Source organism: Gallibacterium genomosp. 2 (genome assembly GCF_000771895.1).
Taxonomy (GTDB): domain Bacteria; phylum Pseudomonadota; class Gammaproteobacteria; order Enterobacterales; family Pasteurellaceae; genus Gallibacterium.
Window position 1 is genome coordinate 106,598 of sequence record NZ_JPXY01000007.1, and the last position, 21,021, is coordinate 127,618.

The 21,021-nt window shown below is 40.5% G+C and carries 22 protein-coding genes and 1 pseudogene; 6 read left to right on the top strand and 17 right to left on the bottom strand.

Features of this window, described 5'->3' with window-relative positions; translation table 11 throughout:
* Positions 1-9 precede the first annotated feature (9 nt).
* On the top strand, positions 10-1,494 hold the full coding sequence (ppx, locus tag P375_RS01595) for an exopolyphosphatase (RefSeq protein ID WP_039133584.1): 1,485 nt from the start codon (positions 10-12) through the stop codon (positions 1,492-1,494).
* Positions 1,495-1,577: 83 nt separating this feature from the next.
* Here the strand turns inward: ppx and P375_RS01600 are convergent, their stop codons facing one another.
* The 16 genes and pseudogenes from P375_RS01600 to recA form a co-directional block, all read right to left on the bottom strand.
* Positions 1,578-2,483, bottom strand: a complete 906-nt coding sequence (locus tag P375_RS01600) for a pirin family protein (RefSeq protein WP_039094670.1) — start codon at positions 2,481-2,483, stop codon at positions 1,578-1,580.
* A complete protein-coding gene (locus P375_RS01605) occupies positions 2,480-2,998 on the bottom strand; it encodes an NADPH-dependent FMN reductase (RefSeq protein WP_039133586.1) in 519 nt (172 codons plus the stop codon). The genes P375_RS01600 and P375_RS01605 overlap by 4 nt, the downstream gene beginning before the upstream one ends.
* A 175-nt stretch (positions 2,999-3,173) precedes the next feature.
* Positions 3,174-3,500: a thiosulfate sulfurtransferase GlpE gene (gene glpE / locus P375_RS01610; RefSeq protein WP_039133588.1), complete on the bottom strand. Its 327-nt coding sequence runs from the start codon at positions 3,498-3,500 to the stop codon at positions 3,174-3,176.
* 59 nt (positions 3,501-3,559) lie between these two features.
* Positions 3,560-3,856: a DUF5374 domain-containing protein gene (locus P375_RS01615; protein WP_039081240.1), complete on the bottom strand. Its 297-nt coding sequence runs from the start codon at positions 3,854-3,856 to the stop codon at positions 3,560-3,562.
* Positions 3,837-4,490, bottom strand: coding sequence for a DUF2572 family protein (locus tag P375_RS01620; protein WP_039133591.1), 654 nt, complete (start codon positions 4,488-4,490; stop codon positions 3,837-3,839). Before P375_RS01620 ends, P375_RS01615 begins: the two co-directional genes overlap by 20 nt.
* On the bottom strand, positions 4,474-5,196 hold the full coding sequence (locus P375_RS01625; protein WP_021461108.1) for a PulJ/GspJ family protein: 723 nt from the start codon (positions 5,194-5,196) through the stop codon (positions 4,474-4,476). Before P375_RS01625 ends, P375_RS01620 begins: the two co-directional genes overlap by 17 nt.
* Positions 5,186-5,719, bottom strand: a complete 534-nt coding sequence (locus P375_RS01630; RefSeq protein WP_039081243.1) for a pilus assembly FimT family protein — start codon at positions 5,717-5,719, stop codon at positions 5,186-5,188. The genes P375_RS01625 and P375_RS01630 overlap by 11 nt, the downstream gene beginning before the upstream one ends.
* A 143-nt stretch (positions 5,720-5,862) precedes the next feature.
* Complete coding sequence (locus P375_RS01635) at positions 5,863-6,324, bottom strand: ClpXP protease specificity-enhancing factor (protein WP_039085375.1); 462 nt, start codon at positions 6,322-6,324, stop codon at positions 5,863-5,865.
* 9 nt (positions 6,325-6,333) lie between these two features.
* Positions 6,334-6,972: a stringent starvation protein SspA gene (sspA, locus tag P375_RS01640; protein WP_013745826.1), complete on the bottom strand. Its 639-nt coding sequence runs from the start codon at positions 6,970-6,972 to the stop codon at positions 6,334-6,336.
* 140 nt (positions 6,973-7,112) lie between these two features.
* On the bottom strand, positions 7,113-8,006 hold the full coding sequence (locus P375_RS12605; protein WP_371128160.1) for a sigma 54-interacting transcriptional regulator: 894 nt from the start codon (positions 8,004-8,006) through the stop codon (positions 7,113-7,115).
* A gap of 342 nt (positions 8,007-8,348) precedes the next feature.
* A pseudogene (locus P375_RS12950) lies at positions 8,349-8,690 on the bottom strand (ACT domain-containing protein); the annotation flags it as partial.
* A gap of 81 nt (positions 8,691-8,771) precedes the next feature.
* Positions 8,772-9,449: a pyrimidine 5'-nucleotidase gene (gene yjjG, locus P375_RS01650; protein ID WP_039133595.1), complete on the bottom strand. Its 678-nt coding sequence runs from the start codon at positions 9,447-9,449 to the stop codon at positions 8,772-8,774.
* Entirely contained in the window at positions 9,439-10,383 is a 945-nt protein-coding gene (gene dusC / locus P375_RS01655; protein ID WP_039133597.1) for a tRNA dihydrouridine(16) synthase DusC, read from the bottom strand. Before dusC ends, yjjG begins: the two co-directional genes overlap by 11 nt.
* Before the next feature lie 6 nt (positions 10,384-10,389).
* A complete protein-coding gene (djlA, locus tag P375_RS01660; protein ID WP_013745830.1) occupies positions 10,390-11,262 on the bottom strand; it encodes a co-chaperone DjlA in 873 nt (290 codons plus the stop codon).
* An 83-nt stretch (positions 11,263-11,345) separates the two neighbouring features.
* Complete coding sequence (gene recX, locus P375_RS01665) at positions 11,346-11,789, bottom strand: recombination regulator RecX (protein WP_013745831.1); 444 nt, start codon at positions 11,787-11,789, stop codon at positions 11,346-11,348.
* A gap of 157 nt (positions 11,790-11,946) precedes the next feature.
* On the bottom strand, positions 11,947-13,014 hold the full coding sequence (recA, locus tag P375_RS01670; RefSeq protein ID WP_013745832.1) for a recombinase RecA: 1,068 nt from the start codon (positions 13,012-13,014) through the stop codon (positions 11,947-11,949).
* 209 nt (positions 13,015-13,223) lie between these two features.
* Between recA and mutS the strand changes: the two genes are divergently transcribed.
* The 4 genes from mutS to P375_RS01690 all read left to right on the top strand — a co-directional run bounded on the left by mutS (position 13,224) and on the right by P375_RS01690 (position 18,624).
* On the top strand, positions 13,224-15,809 hold the full coding sequence (gene mutS, locus P375_RS01675) for a DNA mismatch repair protein MutS (RefSeq protein ID WP_039133601.1): 2,586 nt from the start codon (positions 13,224-13,226) through the stop codon (positions 15,807-15,809).
* 27 nt (positions 15,810-15,836) lie between these two features.
* The gene (argF, locus tag P375_RS01680; RefSeq protein ID WP_039089199.1) at positions 15,837-16,838 is read left to right on the top strand and encodes an ornithine carbamoyltransferase; all 1,002 of its coding nucleotides are present in this window, start codon (positions 15,837-15,839) and stop codon (positions 16,836-16,838) included.
* Between the two features lie 50 nt (positions 16,839-16,888).
* Positions 16,889-17,278 carry a RidA family protein gene (locus P375_RS01685; protein WP_039133604.1) on the top strand — a complete coding sequence of 130 codons (390 nt, stop codon included), beginning with the start codon at positions 16,889-16,891 and terminating at the stop codon, positions 17,276-17,278.
* A 188-nt stretch (positions 17,279-17,466) separates the two neighbouring features.
* Positions 17,467-18,624 (top strand): iron-containing alcohol dehydrogenase, encoded by a 1,158-nt coding sequence (locus P375_RS01690; protein WP_039133606.1) that lies wholly within the window; start codon positions 17,467-17,469, stop codon positions 18,622-18,624.
* Positions 18,625-18,691: 67 nt separating this feature from the next.
* On the opposite strand, the gene P375_RS01695 is transcribed toward P375_RS01690, so the two are convergent.
* Entirely contained in the window at positions 18,692-19,609 is a 918-nt protein-coding gene (locus P375_RS01695) for a lactate/malate family dehydrogenase (protein WP_245176409.1), read from the bottom strand.
* 183 nt (positions 19,610-19,792) lie between these two features.
* On the opposite strand from P375_RS01695, the gene P375_RS01700 reads away from it, so the two are divergent.
* The gene (locus tag P375_RS01700; protein ID WP_039133612.1) at positions 19,793-21,007 is read left to right on the top strand and encodes a sodium/glutamate symporter; all 1,215 of its coding nucleotides are present in this window, start codon (positions 19,793-19,795) and stop codon (positions 21,005-21,007) included.
* Positions 21,008-21,021 lie beyond the last annotated feature (14 nt).

The window sequence follows — 21,021 nt, forward strand, 5'->3', positions numbered from 1 at the left end:
ATAGTTACTATGAAAGAAATTGCTGTCGTCGATCTTGGATCAAACAGTTTCCATATGATTGTTGCCCGTATTGTGAATGGTTCCATCCAGATACTTTCTCGCCTTAAGCAGAAAGTGCAATTAGCCGAAGGGCTCGATCAAAATCAAATTCTCAGTCAACAGGCAATGGATCGTGGCATTGCTTGTTTAGCACTTTTCTCTGAACGTTTACAAGGATTTCCGGCGGAAAATGTGCAAGTTATCGGCACCTATACTTTACGTCGAGCATTAAACAGTAATCAGTTCCTGCAACAGGCGGCTCGGGTTTTCCCTTATAAAATCAATATTATTTCCGGTCAACAAGAGGCGAAATTAATTTATGCCGGCGTGTCACATACACAACCTGAAAAAGGGCGAAAACTGGTGATTGATATTGGTGGCGGTTCGACAGAAATGGTGATTGGTGATGATTTCACTCCATTGATTGCCGAAAGTCGTCATATGGGTTGCGTCAGCTTTGCTAAACGTTTTTTTAAAGACGGTGTTATCAGCAAACAGCGTTTTCAACAGGCAAAACAGTGCGCGTTAGAAAAAATTGAGGATCTCGCTTGGGAATATCGCCAACTCGGTTGGGACTCAGCTCTCGGTTCATCCGGCACAATAAAAACCGTCAGTGAAGTGCTGTTGGCGCTGCATTTTAAAGATGGGCTGATTACGCTTGAACGTCTTAACGATCTGATTGATCGCACCCTTAAAGTTACTCATTTTACACAACTGCATTTGCCAGGATTACACCACAATCGCATTGATGTTTTTGTGCCGGGGTTGGCAATTTTAGTCGCCCTATTTGAAACGTTTCAAATTAAAAGTATGCGTTATTCCGATGGCGCAGTGCGTGAAGGCGTGATGTACAATTTTGAAGATAAATTCCGTGTCAGTAATATCCGCGAACGTACGGTAAACAGCCTCAACCAACAATTTAATCTGGATCGGCAACAGGCACAGCGGGTTTCAAAAACTGCACAAATGTTGGCAAAACAGTTTAAATTATGGAAAGAACCACAATACAGCGATGAAATGCAACAAATTTTATACTATGGCGCATTAACTCACGAAGTGGGGATCGTCATAAATCATCGTTACGTGCAAAAGCATTCAGCCTATATTTTACAAAACACCGAATTGCCCGGTTTTGATAATGAACAACAACGTTTGTTGGCGATTTTGGCGCGTTTTCATACCGGCACTTTCCGCATTGCAGATGTTCCTGACTGTTATCGTTACAACAATGACGATGTGCTACCGCTGATTTTACTGTTACGTTTGGCCGTTATTTTTAATAAAGCACGCCAAGCAACGGAACCGGCGGAAATCGGCTTGCAAAACAAAAACGCTCAACAGTGGCAATTAACTTTTCCTAAGCATTATCTTGAGCATAATCCACTGCTAAATAGCGATCTTCAACAAGAACAAAAATTCCTCGCCGCTTTGGGGATCATTTTTAATTATCAATAAAATATAAGGGTACTTTTCGCTGATCTGTACCCTTATGCATTTCAATTCATCTGTGTCATAAAACAGTTAAATATCACACTGAATTATCTTTTTAATCTTGCCGGAATTGCCGGTGCAGTCAAACGAGATAGTTCCGTTCCTCGCAAATCAATCGTACCAAATCGTGGATGCTGATTATTCCAATCATTAACCGCTTGTTCCAAATCTTCTACCTTGTCGGCAACAAAATTCCACCAAATCACGGTCGGGTGCGGCAACGGCTCACCGCCCAACAACATAATATGCGTTCCCTGTTCCGCCCACAGTGTTAATTCTTCTTGCGCCGCTGCACAATCGGATAAAATCGCAATTTCATCTTTGGCATAGCGTTCACCGTTAATTTTAATCGTGCCGTTTATCACCAAAATCGCATATTCAAATTTATCCTGACACTCAATTTCAAAGGCTTGCGCCTGTTGAAAACGCATATCTACGCCCACTAACGGACTAAATTGACTGGTCGGTGCTTGACGACCTTGATAACTACCGGTTGTCAAAATGTAATCAATGCCCTGATCCGACCATTCCGGCAACTGCGGATAATGCTCAAAATTAGGCTCGATCTCTTGATTCATCGGCAAAGCAATCCATAACTGTACCGCGTGCAGATTTTTGACACCGGCTGGTGTCTGTTCGGTATGACTGATGCCACGCTGGTTACCGGTGCCGGCAGTCATCAAATTGACCTGTTTCGGACGAATTAATTGACGATTACCTAGGCTATCCTGATGCCAAACTTCCCCCTCCAACATCCACGTGAAAGTTTGTAAATTGGTATGCGGATGCAAACCGACTTGCATTCCTTTATTTTCTTGGCTAAATGTTGCCGGACCGGCGTGATCCAGAAAACACCACGCTCCTACGGTTCTATGCTTATTTTGAGGCAAAAGACGGGCGACAGGAATGCCGCCCACATCTTTGATTTTCGCTAAAAATTTATCAACACTCATTTATTTTCTACCCATTGAAAGAAACGTTGTGCAAACTGTTTTAAGAAGTTGGTTGTGCGCTCATCCAGATCGAAACTCGCTTTACTCAAATAAACTTCGGGTTGAGATAATACCTCAGCTCCAACAAAGGTTAACACTTTTCTTAAATCCAATCCGGCATTAATGCCGCCGTAGACACCCGGAGAAGCGGTAACAATCGCGACTTTCTTATTTAACCAAACATTTTGTCCGTAAGGTCGAGTGGCAATATCAATCACATTTTTTAATGCGGCAGGAATGGTTCGATTATGTTCTGGAGACGAAATTAGAATAGCATCGGCACACTTTATCTGTTCTCTGATACGATTATAGGATGGAATGTCTATTTCATCCAAATCCTGACTATACAAGGGCAAATTACTAATATCAATCTCTTCAATTTCAACATTCTCTGGTGCAAATTTCAGAATTTGATTTGCAATATGACGATTTAATGATCGCTTGCTTAAACTTCCTACAATGAGTGCAATTTTCATAAATTCACCTACCAATGATTATAAAAAAACAAGGGGATAATCCCCTCTAAATAGTACAATATCAATCAATCAATCAATCAATCAATCAATCAATCAATCAAAATTAACTTCTTTCAGAATCAAGTTGTTCATTATTATGTTCAATTTCACATACTTTTAAATATGATCTTTAGACTCACAAGCCCGACTCTATTGGTAACTCCGCTTTGCACCAAGCATCGAAGCCGCCGCGAACACTGTAAACCTCATCAAAACCTTGCTCGACTAAAAATTGTGCCACATTACGGCTGCTGTTGCCGTGATAGCAAATGACGACGATCGGATCTTCAAAATCACAACGTTGGCAAAATTCACCATAACTTTGATTGGTTAAGTGAAATGCAGCTTGCGGATGGCTATAAGCAAATCGCTGTATATCACGCACATCGACCAGAAATGCCTGTCGCTCGTGAACCAGCTGCCACGCGGTTTGTGCATCAATTTCTTTAAAAGTGTCTGCCATAAATCCTCCCATAAAAATGAGCCGATATTATACAGAGTTTCACTCGATTATTAACAATGTTACAACACAATTTTTCCGAGCGGATAATGCACCACTACCTGATTGCCGCTGCATTGGATATTAAAAACAATGCCGTTTTGTTGTATATTTTTTTCACAATTTTCACCGATGACTCTTAAATTCCATTGATTTTCAGCAATTTGCAAAGCTTGTGTCGCCTGCCACAAAATTGCTGTTTGCTGCTGTTGCCGCTTAATCCAATGCTGTGTCGACAGTAATAACAGTGACAAAAACATCAGCGTTACCAAGACATTGATAATCGCACTGCCTTTCAGATTATGTTGCGCCAAAATCACGCCAACCGCCCCTCATTTTCCAACTTGAATATCGTTTTGATAAATTCTGAATAATCTCTGCATCAAAGACTATTTTGATATTTTCGCTATAACGCAATCCTCGTTCATAAATAATTGCACCAAAAATCGTACCTTGCCCTGAAATTTTTAAGTCATTGAGCGCAACAATCACGCCATAAAAATCCTGATCTAACGTAATTTCATTCTGTTCTACTTTCCATATTTGCGGTTCAGTCGCTGAAGAGGTTTCTATCGATGGTGTAGACAGCGGATAATTGATATTAAAGTATTCTTTTAACGGCGAATTTAAGCTTTTTTTCAGTTCCTGCACAAAAATCTGTTGCCGTTCACAATCAATAAAATGACTTATGCCGTTACCATAAGAGTATTCTTCTGCGCTTAAACGTTCAGTATAATTTAATCTATCTGTATGATTAGATTGACAAAATGCAGCATATTGTTGTTGATATTGTTGATATAGCTGTGCTTGCTGCAAGGCATAATCTTGTCTTACTGATAGATTTTGACGATAAAGCGATAAATCATCCTCCGTCACCAACAGCAGTAACAGCACAAGAGCGTTAATAAACAACAAGGTTAATAAATTGAGATAACCATTATGGTAATGCTGCATTTTGTACCTCATTGAGTAATGGCACTAATGCGGTGGCTTGATAAGCGATCTGTTTTTGCTCATTTAGATGCACTTTTAACGTTATCTGAATCCCTTTTTTCTCTGCTAACCAATTAAATTTCAACGTTTCCACTACATAACTTTCCGGCAGCAATTTATACCAACGTTTAGCAGTACAATTCGAATTATTGAGATGTCGTTGACACTCATCAGCTCTGCATTGTTCAACAAAACTGTTTTTATCCATAAACAACATTTCAATATTGTTATTACCGTAACGATAACCGAACAGCTCTTCGTCCAATCTGGAACTGCTGTTGCGTTCATTTTCAATACAGGCTTGATTGCGCCGCTGACTCCCGATACAACCATCCATATTCAGATCATAAAAAAACATAACACATTGAAAATAACCGGATTTTTCCTGATTTAACTGAATACTCTTACCCCCTATCTGAAACAATGCCAAATTATTTTCCCGTTTTGCTGCGTGATAGCCGGCACGGCGCAAATCTTTACTCATCAGCTGTAACGCTTTATGTACTTGATTTTGCAACTGTAACTGCTGTTGTTGTTGCTGGCGATATTGATAAACCATCATCAACAATGAAACCAATATGGATACAATTAACATCGAGATCATCAATACAATTAACATTTCGGGCAACGTTGCCCCGACAAAATAAGTCCTATGCTTAATTTTCATCTTCATATTTCAAACAGGCACTTTCTGATATGTTTTCGTTGATTCTTACCTCACCGAGTCCGCTATATTTGAAAAATGCTCTTTGCTGACCTGCTTGCAATAGAAAACACTTATTTTTCATTGTGTTACGTTCCGGTTTAAAGGTCGTCAACTCCTTTGGATAATAATCTTTCGCGATAAAAGTAATGTTTTCCGGTGAATGCGGCATATAGACCATTCTTTCTTGGTGTTTCTCGCAGCCTTGTAAATACAGACAATTACACCTTGCCGCACTTTTTGGTTGTGCGATTAAACACCAATTATTCACTGATCTATTGGCAATTAACTGCCAGCTCTCTAAAGAATGGTTGATACGTTGTTGTACTAAAGCTAAATAGTGCTGCAATCGATTCTGCTCAACATAAAGCAAAAATTGTTGCTGAATATTACGCCAATCAGGTGCAACCCATAACAACGACAAAGAAAGAATAAAGATCACGACTAACAATTCAATCAAAGTAAATCCCGGTTGATATTTAGACATTACAAAAATCCAAAACACTTTTTTGAATGAGATTAATCATTTCTAATAACAATAAGAAAAATAGTGCTTGTTTTTGCGATCAGGATCGAAAAAAGAAAATTAAAATAAAAAAAGTGCCGCATCAGGTGCGGCACAATGGAGGATTAATCTAGAATTCTAAGATGAGAAGTTTTTTTCTGCGCTTGGCTTTGTTCTTTAGACTTCTCTTTATTTTCGTCAGGCGGCGTGTCTACAATATCGGCAAAACCAATCGGCTGATCATCATTGATTTCAGCGATTTCATACGCTTCTTCATCTTCAAACATCACACCGTCGCCATTTTCACGCGCATAAATCGCTAACGCTGCCCCCAATGGAATCACAATATGCCGGATAACGCCATTAAATCTGGCACTAAAACGAATTTCCTCATTACCAAGTGAAAGATTACCTACCGCATTTGGCGATAAATTCAGCACAATCTGCCCATCTCTCACATATTCAACCGGCACATCAACGTGCGGATAATCCGCATTCACCACTAGATAAGGCGTAAGATCATTATCAACTAGCCAATCAAAATAGGCTCTAAGTAAATAAGGACGTTTCGGTGCTAATACTGTCATTATTTATCCTTATTTGTCATCCATAATATTTAACGCGCTGCTGTTGCCCAATGATTTAGCAAAGCTATCACGTGAGAACACTTTATTCATATAATTTTTAATAGCTTTGCTGCCGGCACCACTGAACTCAATGCCCAATAACTGAATGCGCCATAATAACGGTGCTAAATAGCAATCCACCAAACTGAATTCATTGCTCATAAAATATTCATATTGAGTAAAAATCGGCGCAACCGCTAATAATTCTTCTCGTAGCTGCTTGCGAGCAGCGATTGAGTCCGGATTGTTTTCATCCACCGCCTTCGCAAAAACAGGATACCAGTCATTTTCAATACGCTGCATTAGCAAACGACACTCGGCTCTTGCAACCGGATATACCGGCATCAAAGGCGGATGCGGGAAACGTTCATCCAGATATTCCATAATAATTCTAGAATTAAATAAAACTAAATCTCTATCCACTAAGGTCGGTAAACTTCCGGTTGGATTAAGTTCCAATAAATCTTCTGAAATTTCTCCCGGCTCGATATTTTCAGTTTCATAGGCGACGCCTTTTTCAGCCAACACAATTTTCACTTGGTGACAGTAAATATCGTTTTTGTCGGCAAAAAGTGTCATAATCGAACGTCTATTGGCTGCTATCGTCATTTATTCCTCCGCTAAAAAGTGGGTATAAGCCAGTTACCCGGATAATAATGTAAAAATTTGACCGGCAATTGTAGCACATTTTGTCGTCATACTGTTATAAATTTAAAAAAATTGGATGTAACTATTTAATATATAAAGATTTATTTTGTAATCCCATACTGTCTTAATTTATTCGCAACCGCAGTATGTGAGATACCTAAATGTTGCGCCAATTTTCTGGTACTTGGATATTCGGCATAAAATTTTTGCAAAATCGCCGCTTCAAAATGTCCCAGCATCTCTTCCAAAGTTGCTCCCTGCAACTGTTCAAGATTAAATTGAGAACACCATTGCTGTTGCAAATGCAATCCGCTAATCGTCAATTTTCCATTCTCCGCCAATGAACAGGCACGATATAAGGCATTATACAATTCACGCACATTCCCTGACCAAACGTGTTTCTGTAAAAATGTAATAAAATCATTATCATAATATGGTTGAGGAATGCCTAAACGGGCGGAAATCTGTTTCACAAATTGCTGAACCAAAAGAGGAATATCCTCTTGCCGCTCTCGTAGCGGCGGAATATTTAACGTCAGTACATTTAAACGGTGATAAAGATCTTCCCGTAATTTTCCTTGCTCAACATAAGCGGATAAAGGTTCTTGTGTAGTACAAATAACACGCACATTAACATAATGTTCCTGCTCCTCACCCACTCGGCGAAAAGAACCATCATTCAAAAAGCGCAACAATTTAGCCTGCATCGGCAAAGAGAGTTCGGCAATATTATCCAATAACACCGTACCGTGATTCGCATACTCAAAAAAGCCAATGGTTTTATGCCCATTAGCGTTATAACCGAACATTTCCGCTTCAGTATCCTCCGGCGGCAAGCCGGCGCAATTTACCGCAATAAACTGTTGATCTCGCCGATTCCCCAACTGATGGCACGCCTTTGCAATAAATTCCTTGCCTGTTCCGGTTTCACCTTGAATCAATAATGGCGCATCAGAAAAGGCAAATTTTTTTGCCATTGCAACCATTTCCGCCATTCTTTTGCTTTTAGCCACCACTTCATCAAACGTATTGCTGTGATAAATATTGAATTGCTGGGCATCAATACGCAACATATCAAAAGATTGTAACGTCACCACACTGCCGATAAATTGTTGTTCATTTTCTGCCAAGGTTAACGGCAATAAATCAAAACGCCAATGTTGGTCATCCAGCTGAATATGATGAGAAATCGCTAACGGTGTGGAATGTTGTTTTGACTGTTTTAAAAATGTTTGATACCAACTTGATTGTTGTAATGCCGGAATTGCATCAAGCAGAAATTGATCTTGTAATGAGCTAATCTTCGGCTTTTTTTCTTGTAGATAGGGTAACAATAATTGGGTGGCGTGCTGATTGGCAAACTCAATTTTCCCTGAAAAATCAATGGATAAGATCGGGTGAGGCAGAGCTTCAAACAATGCATTGAGTTCTATAGTTTTACGCTCGTAAGGCAAATAATCCAATTTTGTTACTGCCTTTACCCCATCAATTCGGCGTAATTTATCGCTAAGATAATCAATTTGAAAATTGGCAATTTTTTCAAATTTCAGATAAATAATTCCGTTCTGATCAATCTTTTTTAACTCAATGCCTTCTAAATTAATTTGCTCTTTAGCCAATAAATCCAGAACTTCTTTCGCCACCCCAATTCTATCAATGCAGGTTATCGCAAAACGCATCTTTTATCTCCTCATATTCGTATACTGACGGCTATAATACCCGATAGTTCGTATAGAAATAAAGACAGCGTAAAGAAAAGTTTACGATTTTTTCTCCACTAACGGTAATAATTCGGCAATCGTTTCTATTTGATAAGTCGGCGATATCGCAGTTTGGTTATCTCTACCATAATGCAACCAACAGGTATCCAAGCCAGCATTATTACCGCCAAGAATATCCGATTCCAATGTATCGCCCACAACTAACACCTCCTCACTATGTCGAGGTTTTGCCAACTGCAAAGCGTGCTGGAAAAAATCAGGATGTGGCTTAGAAACGCCGATCTCTTCAGAAACCACCACAAATTCAAAATAATCGCTTAACCCCGTTTTCTGCAAACGTAATTGCTGCATTGCGGTAAAGCCGTTGGTAATAATGGCTAATTTAGCACGATGTTGTAACTGCTGTAATAACTCCACCACGCCTTCCAGCGGACGACAAACTTCCGCCATTGTCACTAAAAAGCCGTGATTTAATTCCGCCGGTTTCACCGACAAGCGTTTACCCCACTCACTGAAACGTTGCTCCTGTAAGGTTTTCGCATCTATTTTTCCATCTTGATAAGCTACCCAAAGAGGTTTATTAAGTTGTTGATATTCAATAAAATCTTCTTGTGTAAAATCAACATCATAGTGAGTGAAAAGTCGTTTCAACCCTGAAAAAGAGTCAAAAGAGAATAAGGTTTCATCCGCATCAAAAAGAATCCAGTTATATTTCATCACATTCCTTATCCAATAAAGTTTGCAATTCCACATTGTTTTGACAATATTTCAATTTTGCAAATAGCTGTTCCGCTTCAATAAAATGATTCGATAAAAATCTAAGCCACTGCTTAATGCGAGCCAAATGATACCAGCCGCTATCCCATTGGTTATCAACACGGCTGTAATATTGCAATAACATCAAAGTGTTCCGCCACGACATTACCTCGCTATTGTCTTTAATCACATAGCTCAAATTAGGAATTTGCAATGCGCCCCGAGCCACCATTAAATCCTCACAACCGGTAACGGCAAGGCATTCCTGCGCCTGCTGCGCATTAAAAATTTCACCATTGGCAATGACCGGAATCGATAATTTTTGTCGCACTTCGCCAATTTTCTGCCAATCAATTTTATCAGCCCGATAACCATCCATTTTGGTTCTACCGTGAATCGCAATCTCATCAGCACCGCCCTGCTGTACAGCATCCGCAATTTCCAGTGCTTTTTGTTTATCATCCCAGCCTAAACGTACTTTCACACTGACGGTTTTTTCGGAACTTACCGCTTGGCGAATGGCTTTGGTTGCTTGATAAATCAGCTCCGGTTGCTTTAACAAACTTGCTCCGCCACAACTGCCGTTAACGGTTTTTGAAGGGCAACCGCAATTAAGATCGATACCGTGCGATCCCAACTCAATCGCCAAGTTAGCATTTTCAGCCAACCATTGCGGATGTTGTCCTAACAACTGAACTCTTACCGGTGTGCCGCTATCGGTGTAACCCTGCTGATATAATTCAGGACAAAGCCGATAAAAAACCTTCTTCGGTAATAACTGGTCAACAACCCGCACAAATTCGGAAACACAAAGATCATAATTATTGCAAGAGGTTAAAAGCTGACGCATAAACGGATCCAGCACCCCTTGCATCGGTGCTAAAATTAAACGCATTCTATTTTATTTCTTCCAACCTTTGACCTTACAGATCAAATCATAGGCAGCTTGAATTTGTTGAGCTTTCTCTTTTGCCATCTCCATCATCTGTTCCGGCAATCCTTTCGCAATCAATTTATCCGGATGATGTTCATTCATTAATTTACGATAAGCTCTTTTCACTGTAGCACGATCATCTTCTGCTGATACGCCTAACACACGATAAGCATCCTCTAGTGTCGGCCCGGAAGAACTTTGTGCCGCATTTTGGTATCCGCCGTAGGATTGTTGATATTGATAATCGCCATTTTGTTGTTGGTATTGACGATAAAAACCGCCTTGAGAAAATTGACGTGCCGCATAAATCATCGCCAGCATCTGCTCAAATTGCATTCTTGAATAGCCCAACTCTTCGGCAACAATGAACAAAACTTCTTTTTCATTCGGGTGCAATTCTTGATCTGCCAGCGCCGTTTGAATCTGAATTTCCAAAAACATACGCAACAGGTCTGTACGCTGTCCACATCCGGCTCTAAACTCTCTGATGGCTTGACGAATAGGGAAATCAGCCTCTTTTCCTCGTGTAAATGCCGCTTTTGCTAATTGTCGATGCGCTTCATCAAGCTGCATACGATCCATAAACATATTGGCTAATTGAATGTCTTCTGCCGTAACCCGACCTTTAGACTTGCTCAAATGCCCCATCACCGCAAAAGTGGTCTGCATAAATAGAGATTGGCGTGAAACGGAACGCCCGAATAAAGAGGAACGTACGCTGCCCAACTCATATAATTTTTTATCGGCTAAATGCCCTAAAATAGCGCCGAAAATTGCGCCAAAAAAGCCGCCGAATTTAAAACCGACAATGATCCCGATTAACTTACCGATAAAATTCATCTCTTATCTTTTCCCTTCTATCTAGGTTAAAAAATCGGTCTATTCTACCGCACAAACAGGGAAGTCGCGAATGGATTTCAACGCTAATCCTGCGCTTTGAACGCTTCTGAAATTTCTTCTTGAGAAAAACCGCGTGATAATAAAAAACGCCACATTTTTTGCTTGGTTTTAAAATCGGAAACTGTGGCGTAATCAGGAAATTTTTTTGCCAACGTCTGCTGTGCTAACGCATACCAATCAATATCGGCTTGTTCCAGTGCGTGTTGCATCACTTCATTTTGAATGCCTTTTTGTTGTAACTCCTGTTTAATGCGTTGTAAGCCATAACCTTTGTGCACTCTTGAAAGTAAGAAATACTCACAGAAGCGGAAGTCATTTTGCCAATTTTTCTCTTGGCATTTTGCAATAGTTTGTTCTATTTCCTGTTCCGAAAAGGCTTTTGCTTGCATCTTACAACGTAATTCATACTCGCTGTAATCTCGAATTGCCAACAATTTCAACACATAATTAAGGGCAAGATTTTCCATAATTCAATCGCTGTTAATTTATTGAATAGAGAACATAATCATAATGAACAGACAATAAAATAAATAGTTAAAATAACCGAGCTGTTCAGATGTTATCTATAATTGAAAAAATCCCTGCCGATCAAACTTTTGATTTTAGGCAGGGATATTGAGGGTATTATTCACCGAAATTTAATGCGTCATCTTCCGGTTGTTTTTCTGTATCATCCGCAACTAATAACTGCTCCGGATTGGAAAGCAACTCTTCACGTAATTTACGTTCCAACTCGGCAGCCACCTCCGGATGTTCGGCAAGCCACTTCATTGCATTGGTACGACCTTGACCAATCTTTTCATCATTGTAGGAATACCAAGCGCCTGATTTATTAAGCAATTTATGTTTCACGCCCAATTCGATTAATTCACCGTTTTTCGAAATACCTTCTCCGTAAAGAATTTGGAATTCTGCTTGTCTAAATGGCGCGGCAACTTTATTTTTCACCACTTTAACTCTGGTTTCGTTACCAATTACTTCATCGCCATCAGTAATTGAGCCTGTGCGGCGAATATCTAAACGCACTGAAGCATAGAATTTTAAGGCATTACCGCCGGTTGTTGTTTCAGGATTACCAAACATAACCCCAATTTTCATACGAATTTGGTTAATAAACACCACTAAACAGTTTGCAGTTTTGATATGACCGGTAAGTTTACGCAATGCCTGCGACATTAAACGTGCCTGTAACCCCATATGGGAATCACCCATATCACCTTCAATTTCCGCTTTCGGTGTTAATGCTGCTACAGAGTCAATGATAATGACATCCACCGCTCCGGAACGTACTAAAGCATCACAAATTTCCAACGCCTGTTCGCCGTTATCCGGTTGCGAAACTAAAAGTGATTGTACATCAACCCCTAATTTAGAGGCATAAATAGGATCCAATGCGTGTTCCGCATCAATAAAGGCACAGGTTTTGCCCTCTTTTTGTGCTTGCGCAATCACAGATAAAGTTAATGTGGTTTTACCGGAAGATTCAGGCCCAAAAATCTCAACGATTCGCCCCATTGGCAAACCACCGATACCTAACGCCACATCTAATGCCAATGAACCGGTAGAAACCGCTTCCACATCCAATGTTTGTGTATCACCAAGGCGCATAATTGAACCTTTACCGAATTGTTTTTCAATTTGCCCTAATGCTGCCGCCAATGCTCTTTCTTTATCTTCATTGTTTGTTGTCATATTCATTGCCCTTTTATTTATAAACTAAGAGGAATTTTTTCGCCTATTATACTGTATAACCATACAGTATCAAGTATTTTATGTTACCAATAATTAAAACTGTGAGTGTGCTTCCAAATTTTTACACATATTATATTGCTGACTGTTTGTAACTTTCGCTTTGTTTCATCATCTTTTATACTATTCGTCCAACAAAAAGGATAATAATTATGACTTTAGAGAGCAATCTTTCTTCTTTTACCCCGATGATGCAGCAATATTTAAAAATTAAAGCGGAACATCCCGATATTTTGCTGTTTTATCGTATGGGAGATTTTTATGAACTGTTTTTTGATGATGCCAAACGAGCATCACAACTTTTAGATATTTCATTAACCAAACGCGGCAAAACCGATGGCGATCCAATCCCAATGGCGGGTGTACCTTATCACGCTGTAGAAGGCTATTTAGCAAAACTGGTGCAATTAGGCGAGTCGGTTGCGATTTGTGAACAGATTGGTGATCCGGCAACCAGTAAAGGGCCGGTTGAACGCAAAATTGTCCGCATTGTCACACCGGGAACAATCAGTGATGAGGCATTGTTGCCGGAAAGACAAGATAACCTTATTGCCTGTGTTTACTACGAAAAGAAAATTTTTGGTTTAGCCACGCTTGATATGAGTTCCGGTCGCTTTCAAATTAGTGAACTTGCGGACGAAGCTGCCCTCACCACCGAGTTGCAACGCATTATGCCGGTTGAAATTCTCTATCCGGAAGATTTTGCTTATATCAGACTGCTTGAACCTTACAAGGGATTACGCCGCCGCCCAACTTGGGAATTTGAACTGGTTACCGCAATCAAATTATTGACTAAACAATTCGGCACTCAGGATCTTAAAGGTTTTGGCGTGGATAAAGCGATTGTTGCCTTATGCGCTGCTGGTTGTTTATTGCAATATGCGAAAGAAACTCAACGCACCGCATTGCCTCATATTAATGCGATTTCACTTTCTCAAGAGCGTGATTTTATTGTGATTGATGTCGCTTCCCGCCGTAACTTGGAATTAACGCAAAACCTTGCAGGCGGTACAGAAAACACATTGGCTTCTGTACTTGATTATTGCAGCACGCCAATGGGCAGCCGCTTGCTTAAACGCTGGATTCATCAGCCGTTGCGCCACAAACAAACATTATTAAACCGTCAAAATGCGGTTAAAAATCTGATTCAACAGGAACGCTATTCTGATTTTAAACCGCTGTTGCAACAGATCGGCGATATGGAGCGCATTTTAGCGCGTATTGCCTTGCGTTCTGCGCGTCCGCGTGATTTAACCCGTTTACGTCAGGCATTAGGGCAATTACCGCAAATTATCCAGCTTTTACAACAACATAATCAACATCAGCAGTTTGATATGCTGTTGTCGAAGTTGCAGGATTTTAGTGAATTATTTGCCTTGTTAACACGAGCAATCATTGAAACACCGCCATTATTAATTCGTGATGGCGGTGTGATTGCCCCCGGTTATCATCAAGAGTTGGATGAGTGGCGTGAGTTGGCGACCGGTGCAACGCAATATCTGGAAAATTTAGAAATAAGAGAACGGCAACAAACCGGCATTGATACCCTCAAAATCGGTTATAACGCCGTTCACGGTTATTATATTCAAATCAGCCGAGGTCAGGCAGAACGTGCACCAACGCACTATATTCGCCGCCAAACCTTAAAAAATGCGGAACGTTTTATTATTCCGGAATTAAAAGATTACGAAGATAAAGTCTTAAAAGCAAAAGGTGCTGCGTTGGCATTGGAAAAACAGCTTTACGATGAGCTTTTCGATTTGTTATTGCCGCATCTTTCCGCATTGCAAACCACCAGTCTGGCCTTAGCCGAATTGGATGTATTGGCGAATTTAGCGGAGCGTGCGGAAACGTTGAATTATGTTGCTCCGACCTTTAGCGAACAAACATTAATCAGCATTGAAGCAGGGCGACATCCGGTGGTGGAAACCGTTTTGCAAGACCCATTTATTGCCAATCCGCTCGATCTCAATCAAAAACGTCATCTGTTGATTATTACCGGGCCGAATATGGGCGGTAAAAGTACCTATATGCGCCAAACCGCATTGATCACCTTAATGGCATATATTGGCAGTTTTGTGCCGGCACAACAGGCAGTTATTGGCCCGATAGATCGCATTTTTACTCGCATCGGTGCCTCTGATGATTTAGCCTCCGGTCGCTCCACTTTTATGGTGGAAATGAGCGAAATGGCGAATATTCTTCATCAAGCCACGCCACAAAGTTTAGTGTTAATTGATGAAATTGGGCGCGGCACTTCCACTTATGACGGTCTTTCCCTTGCGTGGGCGTGTGCGGAATGGTTAGCAACGCAGCTCAAATCCTTAACGCTGTTCGCCACCCACTATTTTGAATTGACCTCTTTACCGCAACAGTTGCCGGGTTGCATCAATATTCACCTTGACGCTAAAGAGCATAATGATACGATTGCATTTATGCATTCAGTGCAGGAAGGCGCAGCCAATAAAAGCTACGGTATTGCGGTGGCACAACTTGCCGGCGTACCTAAAGCGGTTATCCAACTGGCAAAACAAAAATTAAAACAGTTGGAAAAACTTTCGTTTCAAAACAGCCGAATTAATGATTACCAAAACGAGCTGGATTTCAATCCGGAACCAGAATTTGATGCAAACAGCGAAGCAATTTTGCAACAATTAGCACAGATTGATCCGGACGATTTAACGCCGAAACAGGCACTGGCAATGTTATATCAGCTTAAAAAATTACAACAATCTTAACCATTTAACACAACAGAGGGAAACGTTATGCCAATCAATTTACGTCAACGTCATTTTTTACGCTTAATGGATTTCACACCACAAGAGATCCAGTTTTTGCTTGATTTAGCCGCCGAACTAAAAAAAGCAAAATATGCCGGCACCGAACAGCCGCGCTTAAAAGGTAAAAATATCGCATTGGTGTTTGAGAAGACCTCAACCCGCACCCGTTCCGCATTTGAAGTAAGTGCGTTTGATCAAGGTGCTAACGTTTCTTATATCGGCCCTAGTGGTTCACAAATCGGGCATAAAGAGAGTATGAAAGACACTGCTCGCGTATTGGGCAGAATGTATGACGCTATTCAATATCGTGGCTATGGTCAAGAATTGGTCGAAACATTGGCGAATTATTCTGGTGTTCCGGTTTGGAATGGCTTAACCGATGAATTTCACCCAACACAGATTTTGGCAGATTTCTTAACGATGTTGGAACACGGCAAAGGTAAACGTCTTGATCAAATGAAACTCGCTTATCTGGGTGATGCTCGTAATAATATGGGAAATTCTTTTGTGGAAGGTGCTGCGTTAATGGGATTGGATTTACGTTTAGTCGGTCCGAAGCAGTTCTTTCCGGAACAGAAATTACTCGATGAAGTGGCTGAAACGGCTAAACAAACAGGGGCAAACATTACCTGTACTGAAGATGTTGAAACAGGTGTAAAAGATGTCGATTTTATTTACACTGATATTTGGGTTTCTATGGGCGAACCAGAAAATGCTTGGGCGGAACGTATCGAATTGATGAAGCCCTATCAAGTTAATGCAAAATTAATGGCTCTCACCGGTAATCCTAACGTGAAATTTATGCATTGCTTGCCGTCATTCCACGATGAAAATACCGTTATCGGCAAGAAAATGGCAGAAAAATATGGAATGAATGGGTTAGAAGTAACGGATGAAGTCTTTGAATCCGAAGCCTCAATTGTCTTTGATGAAGCAGAAAATAGAATGCATACCATCAAAGCGATAATGGTGGCGACTTTAGCTTAAATAATATCGATAAATACTGATTCACTTTTCATAAACAAAAGGAAAAAATGATGACTAAAATTATTCATACAGAAAAAGCTCCAGCAGCGATAGGCCCTTATGTACAAGCAGTTGATTTAGGTAATCTTGTGCTTACTTCAGGGCAAATTCCGGTCAATCCACTCACTGGCGAAATTCCAAACGACATTGTAGCGCAAGCTCGTCAATCATTAGAAAATATTAAAGCTATCGTTGAACAAGCCGGTTTAAAAGTGTCTGATATTGTGAAAACAACCGTATTCGTCAAAGATTTAAATCAATTTGCCGTTATCAATGCGGAATATGAACGTTTCTTCCAACAAAATAATCACCCAAGTTTTCCGGCACGTTCTTGTGTTGAAGTAGCGCGTTTACCGAAAGATGTTGGCTTGGAAATTGAAGCGATCGCCGTAAGAAAATAACTGTTAAAGCGGGGCAATCGCTCCGCTTTTCCACCCATTCTCACTCAATTCCAAAATCAATTTTGTAAAATTAAGTTACTATAACTTGCATAACAAACACAAGACGTAATAAATTTAGCCTCATCACAAATAATATAGAATTATGATTCAATTCCTCTAACAAGGATGCTAATAATCAAGGAGTATTTATGAATAATTTTACATTACACCTCCCAACTAAAGTGTTATTCGGCAAAGGTCAAATTGCCGAAATTAAAAACCAAATTCCTACCGGCGCAAAAATCTTAATGACTTATGGCGGCGGCAGCATTAAAAGAAACGGTGTTTATGATCAGGTACTGGACGCATTAAAAGGTTTTGAAATTGTTGAATTTTCCGGCATTGAACCTAATCCACAATTTTCAACATTAATGAAAGCGGTTGAGCTTGGTCGCCGTGAAAAAGTCGATTTTCTGCTTGCTGTCGGTGGCGGTTCAGTGTTAGATGGCACAAAATTTATTGCTTCTGCAATTAACTTCCAAGGTGATGAATGGGAAATCGTGAAAAGTCACGGCACTGTAATTAAAAGTGCACTACCAATAGGTGCAATTCTTACGCTACCGGCAACCGGCTCCGAAATGAACGGTAATGCGGTGGTCAGCCGTAAAGAGACCCAAGATAAACTTGGCTTCTTCTCACCGTTTGTCAAACCACAATTTTCCGTGCTTGATCCAACCACCACTTTCTCTTTGCCAGCCAAACAAACTGCAAACGGCGTTGTTGACGCTTTCGTTCACACTTTTGAACAGTATATGACTTATCCGGTCGATGCCAAAGTTCAAGATCGCTTCGCCGAAGGTGTGTTCTTAACCTTGATTGAAGAAGGTCCAAAAGCATTGGCAGAACCGGAAAATTATGATGTGCGTGCCAATATTATGTGGGCAGCAACAATGGCATTAAACGGTATTCTTGGTGTCGGTGTGCCGCAAGATTGGGCTTCACACGGCATTGGTCACGAACTGACAGCACAATACGGTTTGGATCACGGTCAAACATTAGCTATTGTGGTGCCGGCAATAATGTGGCATCAACGTGAATTTAAAAAAGAAAAGTTGGTACAATTCGCACAACGTGTTTGGGGTTATCAAGGCAACGACAGCGAACAAGCGATTCGTGTTGCTATTGATAAAACACGCGCTTTCTTTGAGCAAATGGGAACACCTACTCGCTTATCAGCTTACGGCATTGATGACAGCCAATTCCCAAGCGTGTTAAGCAAACTCAAAGAACACAAAACAGAAAATCTCGGTGAACATAAAAATATTGATATTAAAGCCGCAGAAGAGATTTTGCGTTTAGCGTTATAAATCACTTTATAAGCTATTGAGGGGCAGACCACAAATTGCCCCTTAAATCCTTAATATTAAATTATTTTTATAACGCTTCCCTTGTTTTTTCCGCAATCATTTTGGCGGAAGTTGCCAGTAATTGTTGTTCATTTGCAGTCAATGCAAGCGATCTGATCCCAACAATCCCAGATCTCGCTACTACCGCCGGATAACCGACATAACATTGATACTGTTCAAGATAAACTGATACTGGACAAGCTAAATAAGCGTCTGAAATAACTGCTTGGGCTAATTTTACCGCACAGGTGGCAATCGCATAGCTCGTATATTTTTTACCATTAAAAACCAACCATCCGCCTTCCCGTGCCGCTTTATCCAAATCGGCTAAATTGAGCGATAATTTTTCAGCAATTTCTACAATCGGTTCACCTTGCACCGTTATAGTTGACCAAGCAGCGAACTGTGATTCACCGTGCTCTCCCAAGACATAACCTTCAATATTATGCGGATTTTGCGCTAACGCTTGCGAAACCGCGCGTTGCATTCGTGCCGTATCCAAAAAAGTGCCGGTGCCAAACACCTGTTGTTTTGATAAACCGCTATGATGTTGCAGCAATCCGGTAATCACATCGCACGGATTGGAAATATTGATAATCACGCCGTTAAAACCGACCTGTTTTAACGCACTGCCCACCTGTTTCGCTTGTACTTTATTAAAGTGATATTCAAGAAAACGATCTCCGCCTTCTGCCAATGCTTTAATATCACCAAATGCAGTAATAACCACATCTGCATCCGCCAGTGCCTGATAATCCTGCATTATTAATTTGGTGTAATTTTCTAATCTTCCCAAACTATCCAACAGATCATAGTATTCAGCCGTACATTTTTCCTGCTTACTATCTATCAACACCAATTCATCCGCCAGCCCTTTCGTCACAATCGTGTAAGCCACCGTAGCGCCGACATTTCCTAAACCGATAACACCAATTTTCCGCATCATTCACTCCTTGTTGTTCCAATGATTTTCAAGCCTAAATGCACGTTGATTGCTCTATTTTAGCGAAGCAATGTTAAAAATTTTTTGGCATAGCTCACATTTTTTAAAATTAACACTTGTATTACATTTAATTAACACTAATATTTCCCCCTTACTTTATATTCCTTTGCTAGGAGATGCTTTTCTATGGTAACTATTAATGTTGGTATGTTCCAGACACTTGCGTTGTCTGTGGTCGCCATTTATGTCGGTGAATTTATCCGTCAACAATTCCCAATCTGGAAGAAATACTGTATTCCGGCACCGGTTATCGGCGGAACATTATTCGCCATTATGACAACCTGTTTATATTCGCTTGATCTACTCACCTTTAAATTTGATTATAAAACGATCAACACGTTCTTTTATAACGTCTTTTTCGCCGCAATGGGCTTCGCCGCCAGTTTTGCCTTGCTGAAGAAAGGGGGAAAATTAGTACTTATTTTCAGTATTTTGGCGGCGATACTTGCCATTTTGCAAAATGTGTTATCACTCGGGCTAGGGGTTTTATTAAATATGGATCCGTTGATTGCACTGATGTCCGGTTCAATTCCATTAACCGGCGGACACGGCAATGCAGCTGCCTTTGCGCCAATAGCGGAACAAATGGGTGCAAACGGTGCGATTGAAGTCGCCATTGCTGCCGCCACCTTTGGTTTAGTCGCCGGCTGTATTTTAGGTGGGCCTTTGGGCAGACGTTTAATTCAAAAACATCAACTTAGTGATCAAATCAGTGCAGAACAGCCGATAAATGAAGAAGATAACAGCAAATTGCCACGCATCAGTTATCGCCGTTCCAGCCAAGCCGCCTTTTTATTGCTGTTAGCGTGCGGTATCGGTCAAACGCTCTTTGTTCTTTGTCAGGCAATTTTCCCTCAAGTGAACATTCCTATTCACGTGATGAGTATGTTAGGCGGTTTAGTGTTACGCTTAGTGTTAGATTCCACTAAGCGTGATCACCAAGCACTTTATGAAAGTATCGGGATTATCGGCGAGATCTCATTGGCAATTTTCGTTTCTATCGTCATTGTCACAATGCAATTATGGAAATTAGCAGATTTAGCCTTGCCGTTAATCATTATCTTAACTTTGCAAGTGGTGCTTTGTTATCTGTTCTGTGTCTTTATTACTTTCCGCCTTTGCGGCAAAAACTATGATGCGGCAATTATTGCCACCGGTCATTCCGGCTTCGGCTTAGGTGCAGTGCCGGTTTCAATGGCAACAATGACTGCAGTTTGTTCAAGTTATCATTATTCAAAAATCGCTTTCTTTGTCGTGCCGTTAATCGGTGGCTTTATCAGTAATATCAGCAATGCCTTGATTATTACTTTATTCTTAAATATCGCTCAAGGAATGGCATAAGCTGTACAATCAGG

What these genes read in the sequence shown, in the direction of transcription:
- ppx (WP_039133584.1), top strand. Translation starts at nt 10, where the DNA reads ATGAAAGAAATTGCTGTCGTCGATCTTGGATCAAACAGTTTCCATATG.
- P375_RS01685 (WP_039133604.1), top strand. Translation starts at nt 16,889, where the DNA reads ATGACTAAAATTATTCATACAGAAAAAGCTCCAGCAGCGATAGGCCCT.
- P375_RS01625 (WP_021461108.1), bottom strand. Translation starts at nt 5,196, where the DNA reads ATGAAAATTAAGCATAGGACTTATTTTGTCGGGGCAACGTTGCCCGAA.
- P375_RS01690 (WP_039133606.1), top strand. Translation starts at nt 17,467, where the DNA reads ATGAATAATTTTACATTACACCTCCCAACTAAAGTGTTATTCGGCAAA.
- yjjG (WP_039133595.1), bottom strand. Translation starts at nt 9,449, where the DNA reads ATGAAATATAACTGGATTCTTTTTGATGCGGATGAAACCTTATTCTCT.
- P375_RS01600 (WP_039094670.1), bottom strand. Translation starts at nt 2,483, where the DNA reads ATGAGTGTTGATAAATTTTTAGCGAAAATCAAAGATGTGGGCGGCATT.
- P375_RS01700 (WP_039133612.1), top strand. Translation starts at nt 19,793, where the DNA reads ATGGTAACTATTAATGTTGGTATGTTCCAGACACTTGCGTTGTCTGTG.
- glpE (WP_039133588.1), bottom strand. Translation starts at nt 3,500, where the DNA reads ATGGCAGACACTTTTAAAGAAATTGATGCACAAACCGCGTGGCAGCTG.
- P375_RS01695 (WP_245176409.1), bottom strand. Translation starts at nt 19,609, where the DNA reads ATGATGCGGAAAATTGGTGTTATCGGTTTAGGAAATGTCGGCGCTACG.
- recX (WP_013745831.1), bottom strand. Translation starts at nt 11,789, where the DNA reads ATGGAAAATCTTGCCCTTAATTATGTGTTGAAATTGTTGGCAATTCGA.
- P375_RS01635 (WP_039085375.1), bottom strand. Translation starts at nt 6,324, where the DNA reads ATGACAGTATTAGCACCGAAACGTCCTTATTTACTTAGAGCCTATTTT.
- djlA (WP_013745830.1), bottom strand. Translation starts at nt 11,262, where the DNA reads ATGAATTTTATCGGTAAGTTAATCGGGATCATTGTCGGTTTTAAATTC.
- argF (WP_039089199.1), top strand. Translation starts at nt 15,837, where the DNA reads ATGCCAATCAATTTACGTCAACGTCATTTTTTACGCTTAATGGATTTC.
- sspA (WP_013745826.1), bottom strand. Translation starts at nt 6,972, where the DNA reads ATGACGATAGCAGCCAATAGACGTTCGATTATGACACTTTTTGCCGAC.
- P375_RS12605 (WP_371128160.1), bottom strand. Translation starts at nt 8,006, where the DNA reads ATGGCGGAAATGGTTGCAATGGCAAAAAAATTTGCCTTTTCTGATGCG.
- dusC (WP_039133597.1), bottom strand. Translation starts at nt 10,383, where the DNA reads ATGCGTTTAATTTTAGCACCGATGCAAGGGGTGCTGGATCCGTTTATG.
- P375_RS01630 (WP_039081243.1), bottom strand. Translation starts at nt 5,719, where the DNA reads ATGTCTAAATATCAACCGGGATTTACTTTGATTGAATTGTTAGTCGTG.
- P375_RS01605 (WP_039133586.1), bottom strand. Translation starts at nt 2,998, where the DNA reads ATGAAAATTGCACTCATTGTAGGAAGTTTAAGCAAGCGATCATTAAAT.
- mutS (WP_039133601.1), top strand. Translation starts at nt 13,224, where the DNA reads ATGACTTTAGAGAGCAATCTTTCTTCTTTTACCCCGATGATGCAGCAA.
- recA (WP_013745832.1), bottom strand. Translation starts at nt 13,014, where the DNA reads ATGACAACAAACAATGAAGATAAAGAAAGAGCATTGGCGGCAGCATTA.
- P375_RS01620 (WP_039133591.1), bottom strand. Translation starts at nt 4,490, where the DNA reads ATGCAGCATTACCATAATGGTTATCTCAATTTATTAACCTTGTTGTTT.